The following is a 21,721-nucleotide window of genomic DNA, read 5'->3' on the forward strand; positions in this document are numbered from 1 at the left end:
GAAATTTCGGCACGGACACCGCACAGCGAAATGCCTACAGTAGGTCCGGTGACCACCCTGCTGGAGTCGGCGCCCCCGCTGACCGCCGATCTCGTCGAGAGCACGGTGTCCGTGCCCGAGGCGCTGCGACCGTGGCTGACCGAGCTGGCGCATATCCCCACGGTCACCGACGTCTCCACGCCGTTCACCCATGTTCCGCAGACCGCTACCACGATCGTGCTCCGCACCGAGCAATCCGGTCGCCGCGACGCGCTGGTGCTCGGCCCGCAGACCAGGGCCGTCTACTCGGTCACCGATAAGCCCGCGGGCTGCAGCAGGCTGCGGCTGGCGCCGGGCGCCACCCGCCAATTGCTCGGTGTCCCCGCGATAGAGCTCGCGGACAGGGTATTCCGTCTCGCCGACCTCCCCGGGGTGATCGCCGACCTCGCGGACGAACTGACCGCGCTGAACCACGACGAGCTCTTTCCCTACCTGGAAGCGGTACTCCCGCACCGCATCTCCGAGGATTCGACACAGCGCGCGCACCGCCGCCTACTGCGCAGCGCCGTCGCCTCCATATCCGGTGCGGCACCCGCCCCGGTCCACGAACTCGCCACCGCACTCGCGGTGAGCGAACGTCAACTCCGCAATCTGTTCACCGCCGGAATCGGGGTCTCCCCCAAGCATTTCGCGCGGATCGGCCGGGTCCGGACCGTCCTCGCCCACGCGGGCAATACCCCGTGGGCCCAAATCGCCGCGGGCGCCGGATATTACGACCAATCCCATATGAGCTCCGATTTCCGCGCCCTCATGGGTGTCCCGCCCGCCTCGTTCCTGCGCGGTGAGCTCCCCGCGCCGACGCCGTGTCACGCACCCGGCATCTGAAAGTCCTACAGCGGCTTCGCTGCTCCGCGCGGAGGCCGCGGACGGGTCCCCCGCTCCGGCACCGCGACCTCGTCCGGGGCGGTGAAACCTACTGCTGCTTCTTACGGGCGGCCTTGGCGGCGGCCTTCTCCGCGGCCTCGGCGGCGTCCATGGCGTCGGCCTCCTCCAGCGTCGGCGCACCGCCGCCGAGACGAGCCGGGACCCAGTAGGCGCCGGGCTCGTGCACGTAGTCCTTTTGCAGCTCGATCAGCATCTCCTGCATGGTGGAGCGCAACTGGGCGATGAGCGCGCCGACGGGCTCGTACGGCTGGATCGGCGTACCGACCGCAATGGAGATCGGAGTGTTGGTGCGGCCCAAACGCTTCGGGAAACCCTTGGTCCACACCCGCTGAGCGCCCCAGATAACGATCGGGATGATCGGCACCCCGGCCTCGATGGCCATGCGGGCGGCGCCCGACTTGAAATCCTTGATCTCGAAGCTGCGGCTGATGGTCGCCTCGGGGTACACCCCCACCAACTCGCCGCGCCTCAGGTAATCCACCGCCGCCTTGTAGGAATCGGCGCCCGCCGCGCGATCCACCGGAATATGCTTGAGCGCCCGCATGATCGGGCCGGAGATGCTGTTGTCGAACACCTCCTTCTTGGCCATGAACCGGATGTAGCGCTTCGGGGTGCGCACCGGCAGACCGGCGTAGGTGAAGTCCATATAGCCGGTGTGGTTGACCGCGATCACGGCACCACCAGACGCGGGAATATGTTCGTCGCCCTTGACGGTGAACTTCAGACCTTCGGCGAAGAAGACGGTACGGGCCAGCCCGATGATTGTCCGGTAGACGGGTTCCACAATTCCGCTAGCGTAGTCGCAGACTGTCCCGTCCGGCAGAGGTGACGCACCGAGCCGGACCAGGGATTCCCGATCGGCCCGACATGCCTACGAAAGAGGATCGTCGAAGTGGAACGCGCCCGACCGCTATCGCGTGAGCACGACCGGACAGCGCGAAGTGGACCCGGCCTTCCGGATCGCCCGGCGCGCGTTCGGATACGCCCAACCGTGGTGACCGCTGGTTTCGCCCTCGGCGCCGTACTGCTCGCCGGGTGCGACTCGGTCTCCGGCATTCCCGGCGACGAACCGGCGCCCGCGCGGACCGAGGCGCTCACCACCCCGTCCGCCGCGGTGCCGACGCCGCCGCCGACCACCACCCTCGCACCGCCGCCCGCGGACGCCCCGCCCGTCGGCGCGGTGCCCGGACTGCCCGCCGCGGCAACCGCGGTGCAGCGGTGGGTCGTCGATCTGCAGCACGACAGCCTCACCGAGTTGCAGACCAAATGCTGGACCATGGCCCCGGGCAATGTCGCCGATATGTACGCGAACAAGCAGGCCATTCTCACCGCGCTGGCCCAACCGGGCACCGCGACCGACGACACCGTCACCTGGAAGAGCCGCGCGACGACCGTCACCGTCGAACGCGACGCACTCGCGTCCGGCTACGCCTGCCCGCGGGTATTCGCGGCGGGCGCCGCGGTCGGCTACAACGACGCCGATGCCCGCCATACCGTGCGCCGCTATCTCGCGCGCTTCGTCGGGACTCCGCTCGACTCCGCCGATAAAGAGGGCGACTACCCGCTGACCTGCAAGGCGAGCCCGGCGAACTGGGATCCCAAGGGAACCGGGGCGCCGACCGCGGCGCCCCTGGCGGGCAATCCGGGCAAACTCACCGGGGTGACGAAATTCGCCGGTCAGGAGATCAGCTCGGACCGGCTCGACACCGACTACGTCACGGTGGAGGTGCCGGTCACCAACTCCTCCGGGGTGACGCAGACCCGCACCTTCACCCTGACCGAAGGCCCCGAGGGCTTCTGCATCGGTGACGTTTCGCCATAGTCCGGACCTGCGGGGATCCGGGCGAAAACCAGCCACTACCCTGGGTGGCTGGTAACGGTCAGGAGGAACAGCTCGTGCAGATCACCAGCGTCGGACATGCCGGATTCCATATCCGCACCGCGGCCGGGTCGATCCTTTGCGATCCCTGGGTCAATCCCGCGTACTTCGGGTCATGGTTCCCGTTCCCCGATAACACCCAGCTCGACTGGAATGAGCTGGGCAATTGCGACTTCCTCTACGTATCGCATCTGCACCGCGACCACTTCGACGCGAAGACACTGGCCGATCACGTCAACAAGGACGCGACCGTGCTGCTGCCGGACTACCCGGTGCCGGACCTCAAGCGCGAGCTCGAGGCGCTGGGTTTCCACAACTTCTTCGAGACCGAGGATTCGGTCAAGCACACGGTCACCGGGCCGGGCGGCGATATCGACATCATGATCATCGCGCTGCGCGCACCCGCCGACGGCCCGATCGGCGACTCCGGGATCATCGTCTCCGACGGTGAGACCACCTGTTTCAACATGAACGACGCGCGCCCGGTGGATATGGATGTGCTGAACGACGCGTTCGGCCAGATCGATATCCACCTGCTGCAATACTCGGGCGCCATCTGGTACCCGATGGTTTACGACATTCCCGCGCGCACCAAGTCCAACTTCGGCAAGCAGAAGCGTCAGCGCGGCATGGACCGGGCGCGCAGCTTTATCGAGCAGGTCGGCGCGACCTGGGTGGTGCCGTCGGCGGGCCCGCCGGTCTTCCTGGACGACGAACTGCGCTACCTCAACGACGACTGCGGCGACGAGGGCAATATCTTCCCGGACCAGATGGTTTTCCTGGAGCAGATGGAGATCCACGGCAATGCGGGCGGGATTCTGATGATCCCCGGCTCCGTCGCCGATGTGCGCGGTGCCGAACTCGACCTCACCCACCCGTCCGATCCTGGCCTGATCTACGACAACAAGGCCGAGTACATCGAGAAGATGGCACAGCGACTCGCACCCGTGCTCGAGGCCGAGAAGGCGTCGTGGGCGACGGGCGAGGGTTCGTTGCTCGAGCCGCTGAAGAAGCTTTTCGAGCCGATCATGGCGCAGAGCGATCTGATCTGCGACGGCATCGGCTATCCCGTCGGATTGGTCATCGGCGAGGAGACCGTGGTCCTCGACTTCCCGAAGCGGACGGTCCGCGCGCCGATCGATGGTGAGGGCAAGTACCGATACGGTTTCCGGATCGCCCCGGAGCTGGTGCGCACCGTGTTGCGCGATAACGAACCGGACTGGGTGAATACCGTATTTCTGTCCACCCGCTTCCAGGCGTGGCGCATCGGCGGATACAACGAATTCCTGTACACATTTTTCAAATGCCTCACCGACGAGCGCATCGCCTACGCCGACGGCTGGTTCGCCGAGGCGCACGACGATTCCGCCTCGACCGAACTGGCCGGCTGGGAAGTGCAGCGCCGCTGCCCCCACCTCAAAGCCGATCTCTCCAAATTCGGCGTGGTCGAGGGCAATACGCTCACCTGCAATTTGCACGGCTGGCAGTGGGATCTGGAATCCGGGCGCTGCAAGACATCGAAGGGGCACGAGCTCCGCTCGCAGAAACTGGGCTGAATTCTCGCGCACTACGGCCGGTGTGCGTCCACACCGGCCGAGCTCGGGTTGTACGCTCCCGCAGCGGTCAGGCGGTTAAGTTATTTCCCTGGTCAGCCGGGACGACCACGGACACCAGAAGCAGCCGGGCAGGAACGGGCCGCAGGCCTCGTCGATGTGATCCTCGAGGTACATGATGCTCGAGTCACAGACCTCGATCGCCATAGTGAAGAAGCTGATGGTGTCCGGATCGAGGTGGAAGCTCCAGCCGGGGTTGTAGTTCACCGCCTGTTTCCGAATGCGACCCATCACGTGGATGGACATCGTCTCCTCACCGGAGAGAATGCGCCGCGCCTCGGTAATCCGACTCTCGTTGTTCAGCCGGATAATGAATTCCTTGCCGGAGTAATCCGTGAATGCGAAGTCCGCCATGATGCTCCCCTTGGTCGATGATTTCGATTGGTCACGGAGATTGCATCGATGCCTCCCGATCCTATCCACCGACCGCTGATCCGCGAAGTGGTTTAGCCGGCCAAGATATTTCCGCCCGAACATAATTGGAGATCCGGTTTGTTTCAGCGGGTCGAAGTGGCGGACCGGATGCGAGCTAGCGGCGAATCCCGACGCGACCTCCATTGCGTTCGGCCGATTGCGGGCGTCGCACCGCTTTCACCGAGGTGATGAGCTCGCGGACCGCGATGGCGCCGCGCGCGACGGGCGCGGCCACTCGCCCGTCGGCGTCGATCAGCACGCCCGACGGGGTGCCGCGGACCCGGTAGCGCAGCGCGGTCTCATTGCCCCGCTGAACCAGCGACGGAATCTCGCCCAACCCCTGTTCGTCACCCCATGCGGCCTGCTCCGCGGCATCGCCGTTACCCACCGCCACGATCGTCAGCGCATCCCTGCTCCGCGCATGCCAGCGCGGCAATTCGCGCGCCAGCGCCGCACAGAGCTCGCAGCCCGGATGCACGAAGACCAGCAGCACGTGCTTCTGCCGCACCAGTAGCGATTCCAGACTGGTGCGCGCACCGGCGATATCGAACAATTCGAACTCCGGCGCCACCGCACCCACCGGCAAACCCTCCGCACCGAGCGTCGAGAGGGCCTGTTCGTCGAGCCGCCTGCGCAATACGGCGACATCCCCGAACAGCCGGGCCAACAGGGCGGCCAGCACCGCGACCACCGCCAGCCCCGCCGCATCGTCCGCGGGTAGACCGTCAGGAATGCCCGGTTGCGCCAGCGAACCCACCCCCGCCAGCACCACGAGCGCCATCAGCACACCGTTGCGCACCAGCGTCCCCACCCCGATCGGCGTCGCGCTGGACGCCCCGAAACAGGAACAAGCGGGCCGTTTCCCGAGCGCGAGCAGCCGCGCCACCGCCACCGTGAATACCGCGAGGAGCAGCAGCGCGACCAGCGCCGCCGCCACCGCGGTCCGCGGCGGCAGCACCGCAACCGCCACCGACCCCTCGACCGCGGGCAGTCCCAACGCCACCGCGGGCACCCAGCGGATCGGCACCCCGAAATCGGTCACCGCCGCGCGCGTCCCGACCCGATCCGCCATCTTCCCCCACGCCGAGAGCCCGAAGACCACCCCGACCGCCAGCCGCGAAACCCACACCCCGTATTCGATCAGCATGAACGCACCATCGCATACCGGCAGATGCGGAACATGGATTACCGGAACAGTTTCGAGACCTTGTCAGCTACCACGCGGTTTGCGGGCCACCGCGCGTCGGGCGAGTCGTCCATTCGCTCCGCGAGCGGCAGTGCGAGGTCCGATACTCGTAGCGCCGCGGGCGGGGTGACGCGATCAGGTTTCCGGCCGGTCGCGTCGGTAGGTGGCAATCAGGACCGCTATCAGCGTCAGGATGCAGCCGACCACGGTGGTGCGCGAGATGCCCGCGCCGGTGGGGGTGACGACGTCGAGGACGATCGCGGCGGCGAGCTGACCCGCCACCGAGGTGAGGCCGAGGAGTAGGACGCCTATCCAGCGGACCGTGAGCGCGGCCAGGGCTATGAAGGCGACGCCGATGAGGCCACCGAGGTAGAGCCAGGGTTCGGTGGGGAGGGTGGCGTCACCGGCCGCGGCGGTGAGGAGGAGGGATTCGAGGGCCAGCAGGGCGACGAGGCCGACGCCGAAGTTGGCCAGGGTGGCCGAAAGAGGGCCGCCGACCTCGCCCACCCGGCCGTTGACCGCCTGCTGCCAGGCCAGCCCGATACCCGCCAGCGCCGGAAGCACGATCAGGAGGGTCGGCGGGATGGCGCGGAAGGGTTCGGGAAGGGCCAGGGCGGATACGGAGGTATCGGAGCGGTCGAGGCCGGCGAGGAGGACGGCGCAGATGGCCAGGGCCGCGCCGCCGACGCGAGGCGCGGTCACGGGGGTGCGACCGCTGGGGGCCAGGCCGAGGCGGTCCACCACCAGGCTGCTGAGCAGTTGGCCCGCCACGACCGCCACGGTGAAAGCGGTGACGCCGATGGCCGCGACCGTGAGGCCCTGGCAGGCGACGAAGAACGCGCCGCACAGGCCGCCGAGCAACTGCCAGGGACGCAACGCTTCGGCGGCGAGTGCACGCCGGACCCGGGCGACACCCGCGCGGAGACGGCCGCTCGATGCGAAGGCGATCACGAGCACCAGCAGTCCGACGCCGAAACTGATGGTGGCGGCGGCAATTCCGTCGTGCAGCCGGGCGCCGAGCGCGCCATTGATCCGACCCTGCACCGCGACCCCCGCACCGATGCAGAAGCCGAAGACCAGCCCCCATGCCGTCCGCGCACTCACCAACGCACGGTACCGTCGCGCGGCGCGCCCGACCGAGTCCACTGCGACCGGCTTCGGTCGCCCGATCTACCGAGCCGAACCCCTCGCTCGGCCCAACGACGACGGCCGCCGTTCTGGTCGGGACTGCTATCCCGCACGCAGTGCGGTGCGGTCGGCGACGAAGGTGTCGTGGCGCGCGTAGCTGCGGTCGCCACCATTGCGAGCGATGGACCCTCGGACCAGTCGGGTGCGGATGCGGGCCCCGATCCTTTCCTGGAATCGGGTGGCGCCGGGCACGATCTGCCGTGGAACCTCCAGCGCTCCGTTGACGGCGGCGGTAGCCATGACCGCGCCCTTGAAGAAACGGCTGTCGGGCAGGCCGAGGAAGTCGGAGTTGCTCGGGCCGAGGACTATTCGGCTGTAGGCGACCATGTACTGGGTGATCACGCGGCGCAGCGCCCGCTGTGCGGCGGTATCGGTGCCGACGAAGAGCCCGCCCGCGGCCGGGATCAGCGCCTGCGCCAGACGCTGGGAGTCCCGGTCCGGGATGAACTCGGTATCGGCGAGGATCCAGAAGGCGCGCCAGGTATCGGTTTCACAAGTCGGCAGGATCTCCGGGTCGATACCGAGCAGGAAGCCGACGTAGCGCCACAGTTGGAAGACCGCGTCCTTCTCCGCGGCCGAGAAGCGCAGGCCGAGGGCTTGGGCGCCGACGAGATTCGCCATCGAGAACAGCCCGAGGGTTCCGACCGTGAGCACCTGGTTGACCGGCTGATCCCAGGCCTCGTAATCCCAGTCCGGTCGGCGGTTCATGCCGGAGCGGACCAGCGCGTGCATCAGGCGCACCCGCAGCACGCTCTGATATCCGACCCGATAGCGTTCCAGCCCGCCGGGAGTGGTGACGTCGAGCCACCACTGGGTGGTCTCGGCCAGCCTGCGTGGCGCCATCGTGTCCAGATCGCCCGTGCCGACGAGGGTTTTGTCCGCGCGCGAGGCCAGGTAGCCGCCCATCAGCGCGAACATGCCCATGGCTATGCCGCCCCAGACGCTCGTGCGACCGACGACCCGCGCGCCCCGATCGATCTTGGCGCGGTCCAGCCAGTACGGGTCGGCCTCGACCTGGTCGAAGAATGCGCGCAGTTCGGCGGGCGCGTCCGGTACCGAGTCGATGCCGCGTTCGACCGCGATCTCGAACATCCGGCGGCCCTCGCCCACCGGCAGCCGCTTGATCACGGCGACCACGTCGTCCGCCAGCGGGTCGCCGACCTGAGCGAACCTGCGGAAGGAGTCACGCTGCGCGGCGGTGCAGCGCAGATCGCCCGGCGCCAGGACCGGCACCGCGTATTTGAACGGGAACTCCGTGAACAGCCGCGGAGTGGGGAGGAACTGCTGGTTGTCATGCGTCACTGCATCGCACCCATCGGATCGTCGTCCGCGCCCGGCCGCATCGGCCACGAGCGCATTCTGACAAGAATGTCCCACAGAACCGAATATCTGGCAATGAGCTATGCCAGAATTGGAGGCGATGGCTACCGCCGCGCGGTCGCGGAGATCGGCCGGGTGGTAATCGCCTCACCTGGCCCCGGGCGAGCGGGGCAGCTCACCGACGGGGTAGCCAGGCGGGGGTGACGGCGGCAATAGCGAGCATCGCGGCACCCAGTAGGGCCATGGTGATCGCCATCGTCAGCCACGTCGTCACCAGTGCGACGAAACCGAAGACCGCGAGGGCGACAACCTCCGAGAGGAGACCGGAGACCGAGGTCACCGTGGCGCGGGCCGGACCCTCGATGGCATCTTGCAACCGGGCGCCGGCGACCACCTCGGCGTTGAAGACGATGCCGTAGGCGATACCGATCGCCGAAAAGCCCAGGCCGGTCAGCAGATACAGCATGTCGGGCCGATGGCTGGCCGCCCCGGCCGCCAGCGATCCGGCGATGAACAGCACGCCGGAGACCGTCAGCGCCGCCGCCATGATCCAGGCCCGCATCGCCTCGGTGCGCCCCGCCAGCAGCGAGCCGATCAGCGATCCGAACACCGTGACCCCGACCAGCAGCGGCACAACGGTGGTCGACGCGCCCGCTTCCTGCGCGAGCAGACCGAAGTACTCGTCATAGGCGGTGACGCCGTACAGCAGGGCGCCCAGCAGCACACCGTTGCGCACCCGGCGCACCCGAATCGCCTCACCGACACCGGTCACGAGCATGGCGCGGTATCGCGCGAAGGGGCCCTGGCGCGCGACATCCGGCGCGGCCACCGTGACCGTGACATACGGCTGCGCCGAACTATCCGGCCCCGCCGCGGTATCGCCATCCGGTACAGCCGCGCCCGGCACGGGATCACCGCGGCGCAATCCGGCGCGGGCGGCTCGTGCCTGCTCGGTCCGGACGGCTCGGCGTCCATCGGGTGGACACTGCGGGTACCCGTCCACATCGTCCGCGAGCGCATCGTCGTCCAAATCCTCGACAGCCGCGGCCGACACCGCCATCGGCGCACGCGGCAGGGTCAGCGCGATCAGGCAGTGCAATGCGGATACGGCCACACTCGACCACCCGACCAGCGCGTAACCGCCCCAGCCGTACAGCGGTGCGGCGGCGAGGATGGCGAGTACGACGGTCGATTCCTGCGCGGCCCGTGTGTAACCCATGATGCGTGAATAGGCCGCGGACTCGTCGAGGGCCACCAGGTCGTCGTAGACCAGCGCCTCGAAGGTGCCCGATTCCAGGGCCCCGGCCACGCCCCACAGGATGAAGCCGATGGCGAAGCCGAGGTAGGTCGGCGCCAGTGTCCATGTGCAGAAGCCCGCGAGCATCAGCAGACCGCTGAGAATCAGCAGTGCCCGCCGCGAAACCGTATCCGCCCATGCGCCCGAGGGCACCTCGAGTACGAATGCGGTCAATGACCAGAGCGCGAGCAGCGAGGAGATCTGCGCGGTATTGAGCCCGTGATCGGCGAACAGCAACGCGTACAACGCATACAGCGGAATGAGATCGCGCGAACCCTTGAAGAGCACCGCACGCACGGTGAGTCCACGGACACCGTAACTACGGCCGGTCGGTAGGACCGTGGATCGGCTGACAGGTCAATAGGCGTAGATGAGCAAACGCATGTGACTACCTTCATCCATGCGACCGGGGCGCGTCAAGCGATTATCCGAGCGGCAGCCAGCCATTGGCGGCGTGCCTGGCGTCACCGTTGAGCTCGAGATCCGGGTTGCCGGGGCTGACCCGCCCCTGCCCCTCGTTCAGATCGCTGATCAGCTCCGATACCGGATGGGAATCGCTGTAGTGGTAGCCCTGGGCGAGTGCGAAGCCGAGTTCGGTGAGCACCGCGGCCTGGTATTCGGTCTCCACGCCCTCGGCGATCACCTGGAGATCCAGCGCGCTGCTGAGCGCCGCGATGACGCCGAGCAGCGGCGGAGCCGGGGAGTCCGAGCGGATGGCGGCGACGAAGGACTGGTCCACCTTGAGGATGTCGCTGGGCAAAGTCGCCAGGCGGCTCAGCGAGGAATACCCGGTGCCGAAATCGTCGATGGCGATCCGCACGCCGCGCTCGCGCAGGATGTGCAGATTCGCGATGGCCGTCTGCGATTCGGCCGCCAGCTCGCTCTCGGTGACCTCGAGCACGAGCTGGTCGGCGGGCCAGCCGGTGCTGGCCAGGATGCCGGAAACCCGGTCCGCATAACCGGTTTCGGCCAGCTCGAGTCCGCTGACGTTGACATTCAGGGTCAGATCCAGCTGTGCGAAGGTCTCCTGTAGCCGGGCGGCATCGGCGCAGGCACGACGCAACACCAGCTCGTCCAGATCGGAGATGAGGTCGTATTCCTCGGCGATCCGGATCAGTCCCTCGGTGGTGACATCCGGCTGCGCACTCGGCGACCAGCGCAGCAGCGCTTCGACACCGACCGCCTTGCCGCCGCCCTCGGTGAGGCTGACGATCGGCTGGTAGTGCACGTCCAGCGCGCCCCGGTCGATCGCCTCGCGCAGTTCCACCGCGAGCGGCAGCTGCCGCGACGACTCCAGCACGGTGCGGTTGCGGCCCGCCTGCTTGGCCCGGTAGAGCCCGACATCCGCCCGGCTCACCAGCAGCGAGCCCGACTCCCCCGGCTGCCACGAGGTGACACCCGCGGAACAGCCGGTGGTGACCGCGGCGCGCAATTGCTCGGTGAGCAGGATCGCGGCCTGCTCGGTGGTATTCGGCAACAGCAACGCGAATGCGTCGCCGCCGTATCGGGCCAGGCGCTGTTCGGGCGCGAGCACCTTGGACCAGGTGTCGGCGACCCGCTGTAGCACCGCGTCCCCGGCCCGATGTCCGAGATGGTCGTTGATCTTCTGGAAGCGGTCGAGGTCGACGAGCACCAGCGAAAGCCCCTGCCCGGTGCGGGACGCGAGCTCGATCGCCGAGTTCAGCGCCCTGTCGAAACCACGCCGGTTCAGCAAACCGGTGAGCACATCGATATCGGCCTCGGAGGCCATCCGGGTCAGGATGCCGACCACGACGCCGACGCCGAAGGTGACGCCCGCCGGGATCATCCCGGACCACCACGGCAGGTCACGGGTCGGCAGCACCCACAGGCACAGCACCATCGCGAAGGCGATATGCGCCGCCGCCTGTGACCACCGGAAGAACAGCGCGGCATCGCAGGCCACGAAGACATAGAACGAGGCGAGGCTGATCGCGCCGACGGTATTCGGGAACGAATGCACCGCCACCGTCACCAGCACCGTCGCGATGGCCACATACGCGTGATGGATGCCGTGCGGCATCCGCGGACCCCACGCGAGCAGCGTGAGACCCAGCACCAGCGCAATGGCTGCCGCTGTGCCGACCAACGGTCGATTACCCTCATCGCCCGGGGCGATGGCAGTGATCACCAAGCCCAGCACACCACCCATGACGTAGAACGCCCCGGTGGTCCGAGCCATGACCATAGCCGTCGCTAGCGCCGATGCCGCCCGCACCCGGGTTCGGGTATCGCCGCGCGCCCCGATTCCTCGCACGGGGAATAGCCTAAACACAACGGATCTGGTCGGTTGCCACATCCCGGTAATCCGACTGGGCGAACCGATAGCTATTTACCTGTTGGTCACTTCGGCGGGGTCAGCACTTCGGTGCCCACGAATGGCACCAACGCCGCGGGCACCCGCACCGAACCGTCGGCCTGCTGGTGGTTCTCCAGCATCGCGACGATCCATCGCGTGGTCGCCAGTGTGCCGTTCAAAGTGGCTGCGATCTGCGGCTTTCCATTCTCGTCGCGGTAACGCACGCTCAGGCGACGGGCCTGGAAGGTGGTGCAGTTCGAGGTCGAGGTGAGCTCGCGGTAGGTCTGCTGTGTGGGAACCCAACCCTCGCAATCGAACTTGCGCGCGGCCGAACTGCCGAGATCACCGGCTGCGACGTCGATGATCCGATAAGGCACCTCGACGGCGGCGAGCATGTCCCGCTCCCAAGCGAGCAGCCGCCGGTGTTCGGCCTCGGCCTGCTCGGGCGTCGTGTAGACGAACATCTCGACCTTGTCGAACTGGTGCACCCGGATGATGCCGCGGGTGTCCTTGCCGTAGCTGCCCGCCTCGCGCCGGAAGCACGACGACCAGCCCGCGTACCGCTTCGGGCCCGCGCTCAGGTCCAGGATCTCGCCCGAGTGGTAGCCGGCCAGCGGCACCTCCGAGGTGCCGACCAGGTAGAGATCATCGTCGGCGAGGTGGTAGACCTCGGCCGAATGCTGACCGAGGAACCCGGTGCCCGCCATCACCTCGGGGCGCACCAGCACCGGAGGGATCATCATGGTGAAACCGTTGGCCACCGCCCGCTGGGCGGCCAATTGCAGCAGCCCCAGCTGCAACAGGGCGCCGTAGCCGGTGAGGAAGTAGAACCGGGCGCCCGAAACCTTCGCGCCGCGCTCCATATCGATCAGGCCCAGCGATTCGCCGAGCTCGAGATGATCCTTCGGCTCGAAGTCGAATTGCCGTGGCGTGCCGACGGTTTCCAGCACGATGTAGTCGTCCTCGCCGCCCGCGGGCGCACCCTCCTGCACCACATTCGACAGGGCGCGGTGCGCGGCGTCCAGATCGGCGTCGGCCGCGTGCTGGGCGGCCTCGGCCTCCTTGACCTTGACCGACATCTCCTGCGCCTGCGCGAGCAGGGTGGGCCGTTCCTCCTTGGACGCCTTGCCGACCAGTTTGCCCATGGCCTTGTGCTCAGCGCGCAGATTGTCGGCGGTGGCCACCGCCGCGCGACGCGCCGCGTCCGCCTCGAGCAGGGCGTCGACGAGGGCCGGGTCTTCACCACGGGCGCGCTGCGAGGCGCGGACCGCTTCGGGGTCGTCCCGCAGGAATCGGAGGTCGATCATGGGTAACCAGCCTAGTAGGCGCCGCCGGACGCGGTCCGCCCGCAGCCCGCGCCGAGGCCGAGCGCAGCCGAGAGACTGGTCCGGCGGGCGTCCGATCGCGGTTTCAGGCCGATATCCGTGGTAGTGACGCCGCACACGTCGCGTGGCGCGCATAGTTGAGGTGTGGCCACGACTTTCGACGAAACCACCATCGACAACGCATTGGCCGACCTGGCCGCGGGCGAGAAGGCATGGGCCCAGACCCCGCTGCGCAAGCGCCGTGAACTGCTCGACGTGATCCATCTGCGCACCGGCCGCTACGCCGAGGACTGGGTGCGCGCGGCCCGCACCATCAAGCAGCTGGACGCCGGGTCGCCGTTGGTCGGCGAGGAGTGGATGTCCGGTCCACTCGCCATGCTCCAGGCCACCGCCGCGCTCTCGGCCACGCTGAGCGCGCTGGAACAGGGGCGCAGTCCCCTCGACGGCGTCACACTCACGCAGGCGCCGGGCGATCGGGTGGCGGTGCCGATTCTGCCGCTGGACATCTATGATCGTCTGCTGCTCAGCGGCTTCCGGGGTGAGGTGTGGCTGCGGCAGGGGGTGGACGCCGAAACCGCGCGCAGGCGGGCCGGGCTCGCCCAGCTCGATCCGACCGCGACCGGCGGCATCGGCGCGGTCCTCGGCGCGGGCAATATCACCTCCATCCCGCCGCTGGACGCGCTGTACGAGCTGTTCGCGCACAACCGGGTGGTCGCGCTCAAGCTGAATCCGATCACCGATCCGCTGTTCACGGTCTTCGAGATGATCTTCGCGCCGCTGTTGGAACTCGGTGTGCTGCGGATCCTGGCCGGCGGCGCGGAGGCGGGCGGCTACCTGGTGCGTCATCCCGAGGTCGCGCATGTGCACATGACCGGCAGCGCGCACACCCACGACGCGATCGTGTGGGGATCGGGTCCGGAGGGCGCGCAGCGTAAGCAGGACGGCAAGCCGCTGCTGGACAAACCGATCACCAGTGAGCTCGGCGGTGTCTCCCCCACCATCGTGGTGCCCGGCGACTGGTCCGACGCCGACCTGCGCTTCCAGGCCGAACATGTCGCCACCCAGCGGCTGCACAACGGCGGTTACAACTGCGTCGCCGCGCAGGCGGTGGTGCTCAGCGAGGGCTGGCGGCTCAAGGACAAATTCCTGAACGAGCTGCGGGCCGCGCTGGAGCTGGCCCCGCAGCGCGCCGCGTACTACCCGGGCAGCGACGGCCGGGTCGCCGACGCGCTGGCCGCGTACCCGGAGGCGGAGCGGCTCGGCTCGGGCCGCGTACTCATCGATCAGCTGCCGCGCGCCGAGACCCCGCTGCTGAGCACCGAGTACTTCTCCCCGGTGCTCGGCGTGGTCGAACTGCCCTATTCGGGCGGCGACTTTCTGGCGCGTGCGGTCGATTTCGCGAATTCCGAACTCACCGGCACGCTCGGGGCCAATGTGCTCGCCGCTCCGGAGACCATCCGCAGGCTCGGCATCGCCTTCGACCGGGCGATCGAGCGGCTGCGGTACGGCACTGTCGCGGTGAACGCCTGGACCGGGCTCGCGTTCCTGGCGCCGCGCGCCTCCTGGGGCGCCTTCCCGGGACATACCCTGGCGGATGTACAGAGCGGAATCGGCGTGGTGCACAATGCCTTCCTGCTCGACGACGTGGAGCGCACGGTGGTGCGCGGACCGTTCCGGCCCGTGCCACGCTCACTGCTCGGCGGCGAGCTCGCACTCTCGCCGAAACCACCGTGGTTCGTCACCAACTCCACCGCCGCCGAGACCGGGCGCAAACTCACCGAGTTCTACGCCGACGCCAATCCGGCGCGATTGCCCGGATTGTTCCTCTCCGCATTCCGCGGGTGACCGGCCGGATCGCACCAGGTCGTGGCATCGTTGATCGGACGCTGCCATGATGTACCGCAATGTCCACCGATGATGTGCCCCAGGATTCGCCGACGCCCGAGTCGCAGTCGGGTGGTTCGCGCGCCGGTTCGTTCCCGCAGTCGCTGATCATCGACCGCAACGCGGTCTCCGGTGGCAGCGTGCATCTGTCCGCGCCGACATTGCGCTGGGTGCTGCTCGCCGTCGCGGCGGGCGCCGTGATCGCATCCCTGATCGGCCTGTTCATCACCGGCTTCGACAATGAGGCGGGGCTGGAGGCGCACAACCCGGGCGCACCCGCGCAGACCGTGCTCGACAAGGAGTTCGGCACCGCCGCCCGCGGCGACTGCCTGAGCTGGACCAAACAGGATCGTTCCGACCTGGTGAAGGTGGCCTGCTCGAATAAGCACCTGTTCGAGGTCGCGGCCGATGTCGACATGAGCAAGTACCCCGGCGTGGAGTTCGGCACCGGCTCGCGGTTCCCGGATTCGCTGCGGCTGACCGAGCTCAAGGAGGAGCACTGCGTCCCCGCGGTGCAGCAGTACATGAACGGGCGCTTCGACCCGCGCGGACGGTACGTGGTCGGCCTGATGTACCCGAGTCCGGACGGCTGGAAGCACGGGGACCGCACACTGCGCTGCGGCCTGCAGTTCTCGGGCAGCACCGGCAACCCGCTGCAATCCGCCGGTAGCGCGACCGAGCACGACCAGTCCAAGGTCTTCGAGGCGGGCATCTGCTTGGGAATCAACCAGAACCTGCCCACCGACCCGGTGGACTGCGCGCAGGCGCACGCGGTCGAGATCATCGCCACCGTCGACCTCGCCGCCCGCTTCCCCGGCGCGCCGCCCGCCAAGGAGGAGCAGGACCGCTTCGTCGAGGAGGAATGCACCCGGGCGGCGACCGACTACCTCGGCTCCCCGGACGCGGTGCGCAACAAGACGCTGACCCTGTTCTTCGACTACCTCGACGCGCGCAGTTGGCTGGCCGGTAGCCGCAAGCTGGACTGCATGATCGGCAAGGGCGCCGACCGCGAAGGTTTCGCCCCGATCACCGGATCGGCGCGGGGTGACATCCTGATCGATGGCCAGGCGCCGGTGCCGCCGCCGAACTCGGGACGCTCGACACCCGCCCCGCTGCCCGGCGCCGCGCCGTTGCCGCCGCAGCCGCGACCCCGGTAGGCCGGATGCCGGTCTCCATGTCCGCCGATCGGTTCGAGGAATTGGTCGGCGACGCGCTCGACACGATTCCGCCGGAGCTGACCCGAGCCATCGATAATGTGGTCGTGCTCATCGAGTCACGCAATCCGGAAGACCCGCATCTGCTCGGGCTCTACCACGGGATCGCACTCACCGAACGCGACAGCCACTACGGCGGATCGCTACCCGACACGATCACCATCTACCAGGACGCGATCCTGGAGATCTGCGGTGACGAGAACGAGGTCGTGGAAGAGGTCGCGATCACCGTGATCCATGAGATCGCACACTATTTCGGGATTGACGAAGACCGTCTGCATGAGCTGGGATGGGGATAATCTTTACCAAGCTGTAGACGGATCTCGCCGGTCATGTCTCAACTACCGTGTCTCAACTGGGGTGTCCGACACGGGGATACCTCGAACGGCGTGTGAGTCTTGCGAGTTCGGCGACAGCTGGGCAAGATCGCAAAAGAAGTAGGGGATTCGATGGAACCGATTGCATCGCTGTCGCGTCCTATCACTCGAAGGGGGAATTCTCGTGGTTCCGCCCCATAGCCGCCACTAGAAGGAGTCGAGTCATGGTTGGCCTGGTAAACATCGCACCCGAAGCCGTCCTCGCCGCCGCAGCCGAGCTGGATCTGCTCGCCGAACGACTGGCCGCCGCCGCCGCGGTCACCGCGCCCGCGACGCACGTCCTCCCCTCCGGCGCCGACGAGGTGTCGCTGCACGCCGCATCGCATTTCAACAAGGCCGCGGGAACGCACGACCAGGCGGTCGCGCAGGGGATTCTCGAGCTGCACCACGCCGCCGCGGTGCTGCGCATCCAGTTGGCCACGCACCTCGGTGAGGATGCGGTCAAGCACGGCATCATGAACGCGGTCGCCGGAACCATCGGCGCGTAAGCCGCTGACCTCGCGCTGATTACGAAAAAAGGGGAGAAACGAAGATGACCGCAGGAATCACCGGGGTGTTCTGGCTGCCCCGTATGGCAGAGGTGAACTCCACCCTGCTCAATACCGGCTCGCACGCGATCCCGATCTCGGCCGCGGCCACCGCGTGGGGCGGGCTCACCGCCGCCTGGGTGGACGCGACCGCCACCGTGACCCGCGTGATGGCCGAACTCGGCGTCGGCATGCAGGGTGTCAACGGTATCGCCGCGCTGTCGCGGCTTGTCGGATTCACCGGGTGGGCCGAACAGCAGGGCGTGATGGCCGCGACCATGGGCGCCAAGGCGGCATCCAACGCGACCGCGTACACCGTCGCCTCGCTCGCCATGCCGAGCCTGCCGGAGATCGTCGCCACCAACGGCGCCGTCATGGCGTCGATGAACCCGCCCGGCGCCGTCTCCGGCGCGCTGGAGGCCGCCGAAGTCGTCAAGCACGCCATGGACATTCGCGCCGCGATGGTGATGGAGACCTACGAGGCCGCGACTACCGCGGTCGTGGTGACACCGGGCGAATTCGTCAACCCGCCGCCGATCGCCAATGGCGCGGGCACCGCCGACCCGTCCCAGTCGGCCGAGACGGCATTCCAGGGTGATCCGGTACAAGCCGCGATCGGGGCCGCCATCTCGGCGGTGAACAACCCCGCCATCGCGAGCGCCGCGACCCAGGTCGCCAATGTCGCGGGCACCATCGCCACCGGTGGTGTCAGCACGGTCGGAAACCTCGGTGCGAGTGCCATTTCCGCCGTCACCAGCGCGGCCGCGCCCGGTGTGGGCGGTGCGGCCTCGATGCCGATGATGATGGGTATGGGCGCCGCGGGTGCGGGTGCGGGGGCTGCCGGTGCGACAACGCGGTCGGCGGCGACCTCGCCGGGTGTCACGGTCAACCTGAACAACGGCTCGCTCAAGCTCCCCGAAGGCTGGGGCGCGGGCGCCGCGATCGGCTCCACCGCCGCGGCGGCCCCGGTCACCGACACCGTCGTACCGCGCATCGACGCGGCCCCGGTCCGGTCGACCACGCCCTCGGGCAGCCCGCTGCTGGGCAACGCGCGCAGCGGCGAGGACGAGGAGAACGAGCACAAGACCGCGGACTACCTGCGGGCCGACCACTTCAACGACGGCCGCTACGCAGCGGACGGCGTGATCGGCGCCTCCGGGACGGTTAAGTGACCATTCTGGGTGCGGGCCGCGGCCCATCGATGCTCGAGGGCGTCGTGTTGTCACTCGACGAGATGCAATTCCTGATGGAGGAATTGGAGACCGACGAGATGCCCGTCGTGCTTCAGGCGATGGGTCGCTACGACAACCTGAACGACCACGATGCCGCGATGAAAGTGGCCTCCCAGTCGCTCGTCGATCGGGATCTGCTGATCGACGGTGCGGTCCACCGGGAACTCGAAGACCGACTGCGGACGCTCAATCGCCCCCACTGGGTGCTGGCGCTGCGGCTGGTCGTCGAGGGCCAGGTGAGTCGGATGTGTCTCGCGAAGGGTGACGACATGGTGGTCGTCGCCCTTCGCGGGCCCGAGTCCTATGTCATCGACGAGGTCGAGGAAGACCTGCCCGGCCCCATCATCGCGGCGCTCGGCCCCGCCGAGGCGCTCGAACTCGCCGGTATGAATGCCCAAACCGAGCTGCTCGCACCGATTTTCGGTGATACCGGGGATGCCGCGGCGACGGCGAACCGGCTTGCGAAGGTCTGCAACCCCGCGCGCGACGCGCAGGTGCTGGCCTCGGCACTGGTCGAGATCCACTCGCACGTCCAGATTTCCGGCGTCGTATACGGTGACGGCACCCGCGACATCGCCGACAATCACATCGCCATCTTCAACACCCGCGGTGGACGTTTCATCATCACCGCCAGCGTGGCCGACGACGGCACCAAGTGGTCGTCGATCAGCAGCGGCACCAACGCCCGGCTTCGCCAGGCCCTCCTGGACCTGATGAACTCCCTGCCGGAGCGCGAAGACTTCCCGCCCGCGAAAAAACCCGTCTGACGCACCGCTGATCGCGGCATCGGCCAGGGTTGTGTCCTGGCCGCAGTCGCCCGTCCTAGCCGTACTCCGGGACCACGGACGGTGCTCGTTCATGGTTCGAGGTAGAGCCGTTCGCCGGGTAGGCGTGGGAGGCCAGTGGAATCGCCGGGGATGACATCCACCGCACCGAGGTAATGGCGGGCCTGATGTTCCTGGACGAAGATCAATGCGGCGGTCAGGCAGGCGGCGAAGTCGAAGCGTGCACCGTGTAGGTATACGCTCAGATGTACGTCGGACTCCTCGGGACGAGGAGATAGCGCACCGTTCAACATGATTCACCGGTGCCACTCGTGGTCGCGCACCTGGTGGGCCAGCTCACCACCTTCGTCATCGCTGCCCCCGGCGGGTCAGCCGCATTGCGTAGTCCGCGCGGTTGTCGATCACCCGTGTGCCGATCCAGGGACAACCACCGGGCACGGGCGCATTGTTCCCCGCTGTATGCGCAGCGATCTTCCCACCGACCAGCCGCACCCAGGTCATGCAGAACCGTGACGGGCAGACGACCTCCACCAAGGCACCGGTGCGTCCATCGAACTTCCCGACCCCGCAGTGTGACAACTTGATCCACGGACCGCAGTCGCACCCGGCCCTCGCGCCGCTCACTGCGCCGCCCCGCTCACGGCATCACTCCCGCTCGGTGACGCAGGATGCATTCTACGCTCGGTGATCCGCCGCACCGTGTCAGCTTTGCTGTCGCACTCCACAATCCAGCCGTCGGCAATCAGTGCCTCGAGCGTCGCCGCGAACTCGTCGCGCTGGTCGTCCGGCCCCATCCCGCGCCTCCCTGTCGTGGTTGGTGAGCACCCGCCGCCGGGGACCGATGCGAGCATGGTATCGACCCGGCGAGGAGGCGGTTTCGAGCTTCGCCGCTGGAGCGCCGCTGAAAGGACAGTGAAGGAACAGAAGTAAGACACGGCGAGCCTATCGATCTACGCTCGAAGTATGGGCCAGCACGTGGGCGAGCGGATTGCCGCAGAGCGAAAGATTGCCGGGCTGAGCCAACACCAGTTGGCAACCCGTGCCACCTATAGCTTGAGCATGGTCAAGGCGGTTGAACAGGGCCGCGAGGTCGCGAGCCCGGGTTTCATTTCCGCAGTGGCACGAGCGCTGCGGATAACACCCGAACAGCTCACCGGGGCGCCCTACGATGACGGAAAGCCGTTGTCCGACGCAGTGAACGAACTGTCGATACTGCTGGCCGAAGGACGTTATGCACGAGCTACCGAGCCGCCCGGTCAATTGGCGCAGATCGAAGCGGAACTGACCGCCGCACAACAGCTTTACCGCCGTGACCGCACCCGTCAGACGATCGAGCTCTTGCCGGATCTGATTCGCCGGATACATGGTGCGGTACGCGAGCTGTCCGGCGACCGGAAAGCATACGCGTATACATTGTTGACCTCCTCCTATGTCTTGGCGGAGTGGTCCGCACGGCGCATCGGACACCTGATGCTCGCGCTCCCCGCCCTCGATCTCGCCGACGTTTATGCCCCGTTGGCCGACGATCCGAACTATGGCGCGTTCTCAGCGCTTGCCCGCGCTCGTGTGCTGACCCATTACGGCGAATCCGAAGTTGCGGCACAGCTGATCGATTCAGCCATCGAGGCGGCCGACGATACCGACAGAGCCGGAATGGTTTTGGCCGGCTACTCACACCTTGCCGGGGCGATCAACGAAGCGCGCAAGCTCAATTACCAGGGCGCGCTCGAACACGTACGGGCGGCGCGGGAATTCACCGCCCATACCGGCGAAACGGATCTGTACATGACGGCGTTCGGTCCGCTCAACGTCGATATCCATGCACATGCCATCGAACTGGAGGCCGGTGACGCCAACAAAGCCGCGCTGGAAGGCGCGAGTCTCACCTACCCTCGCGGCGCACCGCCGACTCGAATCGCGCACCACTGGCAGGACAACGCACGTGCTTGGCTGCTGATCGGCAAGCCGGATCAAGCGCTCGCGGCTCTCAACAAGGCGCGTGCCGCAGCGCCCCAGCAGACCCGTCTACATCCCTCGGTCCGGGAAACCGTGTATGGCATCGCCGCCACACAGCGACGACAGTCGGACAGCCTGGTCGGATTCGCAGCTTGGCTGGGATCGGCCATCTGACTATCGATGCCCATGGCCTACCGGCGAGACTCGGTCGCGCCGCCTCCGACGGCTTCACCGTCGCCGCCCGGGCGCTGCTCGACCATTTTCGGCTCACCGGGCGCAGTAG

The 21,721-nt window shown here is 67.6% G+C and carries 20 protein-coding genes; 10 read left to right on the forward strand and 10 right to left on the reverse strand.

Annotated features, from left to right (window positions below; all coding sequences use genetic code 11):
* The first annotated feature begins 48 nt into the window (after nucleotides 1-48).
* Nucleotides 49-864, forward strand: a complete 816-nt coding sequence (locus AB0H61_RS24155; RefSeq protein ID WP_357308170.1) for a helix-turn-helix domain-containing protein — start codon at nucleotides 49-51, stop codon at nucleotides 862-864.
* A gap of 88 nt (nucleotides 865-952) precedes the next feature.
* Here AB0H61_RS24155 and AB0H61_RS24160 read toward each other — a convergent pair whose 3' ends face one another.
* Entirely contained in the window at nucleotides 953-1,708 is a 756-nt protein-coding gene (locus tag AB0H61_RS24160; protein ID WP_357308173.1) for a lysophospholipid acyltransferase family protein, read from the reverse strand.
* Nucleotides 1,709-1,918: 210 nt separating this feature from the next.
* On the opposite strand from AB0H61_RS24160, the gene AB0H61_RS24165 reads away from it, so the two are divergent.
* On the forward strand, nucleotides 1,919-2,746 hold the full coding sequence (locus AB0H61_RS24165) for a hypothetical protein (RefSeq protein WP_357308176.1): 828 nt from the start codon (nucleotides 1,919-1,921) through the stop codon (nucleotides 2,744-2,746).
* A 74-nt stretch (nucleotides 2,747-2,820) separates the two neighbouring features.
* On the forward strand, nucleotides 2,821-4,359 hold the full coding sequence (locus AB0H61_RS24170) for a Rieske 2Fe-2S domain-containing protein (RefSeq protein WP_357308351.1): 1,539 nt from the start codon (nucleotides 2,821-2,823) through the stop codon (nucleotides 4,357-4,359).
* Nucleotides 4,360-4,434: 75 nt separating this feature from the next.
* Here the strand turns inward: AB0H61_RS24170 and AB0H61_RS24175 are convergent, their stop codons facing one another.
* From AB0H61_RS24175 to serS, 7 genes are all read right to left on the reverse strand, one after another.
* On the reverse strand, nucleotides 4,435-4,770 hold the full coding sequence (locus AB0H61_RS24175) for a calmodulin (protein WP_357308179.1): 336 nt from the start codon (nucleotides 4,768-4,770) through the stop codon (nucleotides 4,435-4,437).
* A gap of 175 nt (nucleotides 4,771-4,945) precedes the next feature.
* Nucleotides 4,946-5,977: a MauE/DoxX family redox-associated membrane protein gene (locus AB0H61_RS24180; protein WP_357308182.1), complete on the reverse strand. Its 1,032-nt coding sequence runs from the start codon at nucleotides 5,975-5,977 to the stop codon at nucleotides 4,946-4,948.
* 174 nt (nucleotides 5,978-6,151) lie between these two features.
* Entirely contained in the window at nucleotides 6,152-7,120 is a 969-nt protein-coding gene (locus AB0H61_RS24185) for a DMT family transporter (protein ID WP_357308184.1), read from the reverse strand.
* 126 nt (nucleotides 7,121-7,246) lie between these two features.
* A complete protein-coding gene (locus tag AB0H61_RS24190; protein ID WP_357308187.1) occupies nucleotides 7,247-8,506 on the reverse strand; it encodes an oxygenase MpaB family protein in 1,260 nt (419 codons plus the stop codon).
* Nucleotides 8,507-8,699: 193 nt separating this feature from the next.
* Nucleotides 8,700-10,118: an MFS transporter gene (locus AB0H61_RS24195; RefSeq protein WP_357308190.1), complete on the reverse strand. Its 1,419-nt coding sequence runs from the start codon at nucleotides 10,116-10,118 to the stop codon at nucleotides 8,700-8,702.
* Nucleotides 10,119-10,245: 127 nt separating this feature from the next.
* On the reverse strand, nucleotides 10,246-12,021 hold the full coding sequence (locus AB0H61_RS24200) for a bifunctional diguanylate cyclase/phosphodiesterase (protein WP_357308193.1): 1,776 nt from the start codon (nucleotides 12,019-12,021) through the stop codon (nucleotides 10,246-10,248).
* Between the two features lie 161 nt (nucleotides 12,022-12,182).
* On the reverse strand, nucleotides 12,183-13,445 hold the full coding sequence (gene serS / locus AB0H61_RS24205; protein ID WP_357308196.1) for a serine--tRNA ligase: 1,263 nt from the start codon (nucleotides 13,443-13,445) through the stop codon (nucleotides 12,183-12,185).
* 162 nt (nucleotides 13,446-13,607) lie between these two features.
* On the opposite strand from serS, the gene AB0H61_RS24210 reads away from it, so the two are divergent.
* From AB0H61_RS24210 to AB0H61_RS24235, 6 genes are all read left to right on the forward strand, one after another.
* Nucleotides 13,608-15,308: an aldehyde dehydrogenase family protein gene (locus AB0H61_RS24210; protein WP_357308199.1), complete on the forward strand. Its 1,701-nt coding sequence runs from the start codon at nucleotides 13,608-13,610 to the stop codon at nucleotides 15,306-15,308.
* Nucleotides 15,309-15,367: 59 nt separating this feature from the next.
* Nucleotides 15,368-16,504, forward strand: a complete 1,137-nt coding sequence (locus AB0H61_RS24215) for a septum formation family protein (protein ID WP_357308202.1) — start codon at nucleotides 15,368-15,370, stop codon at nucleotides 16,502-16,504.
* A 5-nt stretch (nucleotides 16,505-16,509) separates the two neighbouring features.
* Nucleotides 16,510-16,860: a metallopeptidase family protein gene (locus AB0H61_RS24220; RefSeq protein ID WP_357308205.1), complete on the forward strand. Its 351-nt coding sequence runs from the start codon at nucleotides 16,510-16,512 to the stop codon at nucleotides 16,858-16,860.
* Nucleotides 16,861-17,102: 242 nt separating this feature from the next.
* Entirely contained in the window at nucleotides 17,103-17,426 is a 324-nt protein-coding gene (locus AB0H61_RS24225) for a PE domain-containing protein (protein ID WP_357308208.1), read from the forward strand.
* Between the two features lie 44 nt (nucleotides 17,427-17,470).
* Nucleotides 17,471-18,637, forward strand: a complete 1,167-nt coding sequence (locus AB0H61_RS24230) for a PPE family protein (protein WP_357308211.1) — start codon at nucleotides 17,471-17,473, stop codon at nucleotides 18,635-18,637.
* Nucleotides 18,634-19,464 (forward strand): ESX secretion-associated protein EspG, encoded by an 831-nt coding sequence (locus tag AB0H61_RS24235; protein WP_357308214.1) that lies wholly within the window; start codon nucleotides 18,634-18,636, stop codon nucleotides 19,462-19,464. The genes AB0H61_RS24230 and AB0H61_RS24235 overlap by 4 nt, the downstream gene beginning before the upstream one ends.
* A gap of 89 nt (nucleotides 19,465-19,553) precedes the next feature.
* Here the strand turns inward: AB0H61_RS24235 and AB0H61_RS24240 are convergent, their stop codons facing one another.
* A complete protein-coding gene (locus AB0H61_RS24240; RefSeq protein ID WP_357308217.1) occupies nucleotides 19,554-19,775 on the reverse strand; it encodes a hypothetical protein in 222 nt (73 codons plus the stop codon).
* Nucleotides 19,776-20,102: 327 nt separating this feature from the next.
* Complete coding sequence (locus tag AB0H61_RS24245) at nucleotides 20,103-20,276, reverse strand: hypothetical protein (RefSeq protein WP_357308220.1); 174 nt, start codon at nucleotides 20,274-20,276, stop codon at nucleotides 20,103-20,105.
* A gap of 169 nt (nucleotides 20,277-20,445) precedes the next feature.
* On the opposite strand from AB0H61_RS24245, the gene AB0H61_RS24250 reads away from it, so the two are divergent.
* Nucleotides 20,446-21,612 carry a helix-turn-helix transcriptional regulator gene (locus AB0H61_RS24250; RefSeq protein WP_357308223.1) on the forward strand — a complete coding sequence of 389 codons (1,167 nt, stop codon included), beginning with the start codon at nucleotides 20,446-20,448 and terminating at the stop codon, nucleotides 21,610-21,612.
* Nucleotides 21,613-21,721: the final 109 nt, after the last annotated feature.

The organism is Nocardia sp. NPDC050710, from assembly GCF_040654375.1.
Classification (GTDB): domain Bacteria; phylum Actinomycetota; class Actinomycetes; order Mycobacteriales; family Mycobacteriaceae; genus Nocardia.

Excerpts from the sequence above, each read along its gene's own strand:
- AB0H61_RS24225 (WP_357308208.1), top strand. The coding sequence starts at position 17,103 with ATGGTTGGCCTGGTAAACATCGCACCCGAAGCCGTCCTCGCCGCCGCA.
- AB0H61_RS24180 (WP_357308182.1), bottom strand. The coding sequence starts at position 5,977 with ATGCTGATCGAATACGGGGTGTGGGTTTCGCGGCTGGCGGTCGGGGTG.
- AB0H61_RS24245 (WP_357308220.1), bottom strand. The coding sequence starts at position 20,276 with ATGGGGCCGGACGACCAGCGCGACGAGTTCGCGGCGACGCTCGAGGCA.
- AB0H61_RS24240 (WP_357308217.1), bottom strand. The coding sequence starts at position 19,775 with ATGTTGAACGGTGCGCTATCTCCTCGTCCCGAGGAGTCCGACGTACAT.
- serS (WP_357308196.1), bottom strand. The coding sequence starts at position 13,445 with ATGATCGACCTCCGATTCCTGCGGGACGACCCCGAAGCGGTCCGCGCC.
- AB0H61_RS24250 (WP_357308223.1), top strand. The coding sequence starts at position 20,446 with ATGGGCCAGCACGTGGGCGAGCGGATTGCCGCAGAGCGAAAGATTGCC.
- AB0H61_RS24175 (WP_357308179.1), bottom strand. The coding sequence starts at position 4,770 with ATGGCGGACTTCGCATTCACGGATTACTCCGGCAAGGAATTCATTATC.
- AB0H61_RS24215 (WP_357308202.1), top strand. The coding sequence starts at position 15,368 with ATGTCCACCGATGATGTGCCCCAGGATTCGCCGACGCCCGAGTCGCAG.
- AB0H61_RS24230 (WP_357308211.1), top strand. The coding sequence starts at position 17,471 with ATGACCGCAGGAATCACCGGGGTGTTCTGGCTGCCCCGTATGGCAGAG.
- AB0H61_RS24220 (WP_357308205.1), top strand. The coding sequence starts at position 16,510 with ATGCCGGTCTCCATGTCCGCCGATCGGTTCGAGGAATTGGTCGGCGAC.
- AB0H61_RS24200 (WP_357308193.1), bottom strand. The coding sequence starts at position 12,021 with ATGGCTCGGACCACCGGGGCGTTCTACGTCATGGGTGGTGTGCTGGGC.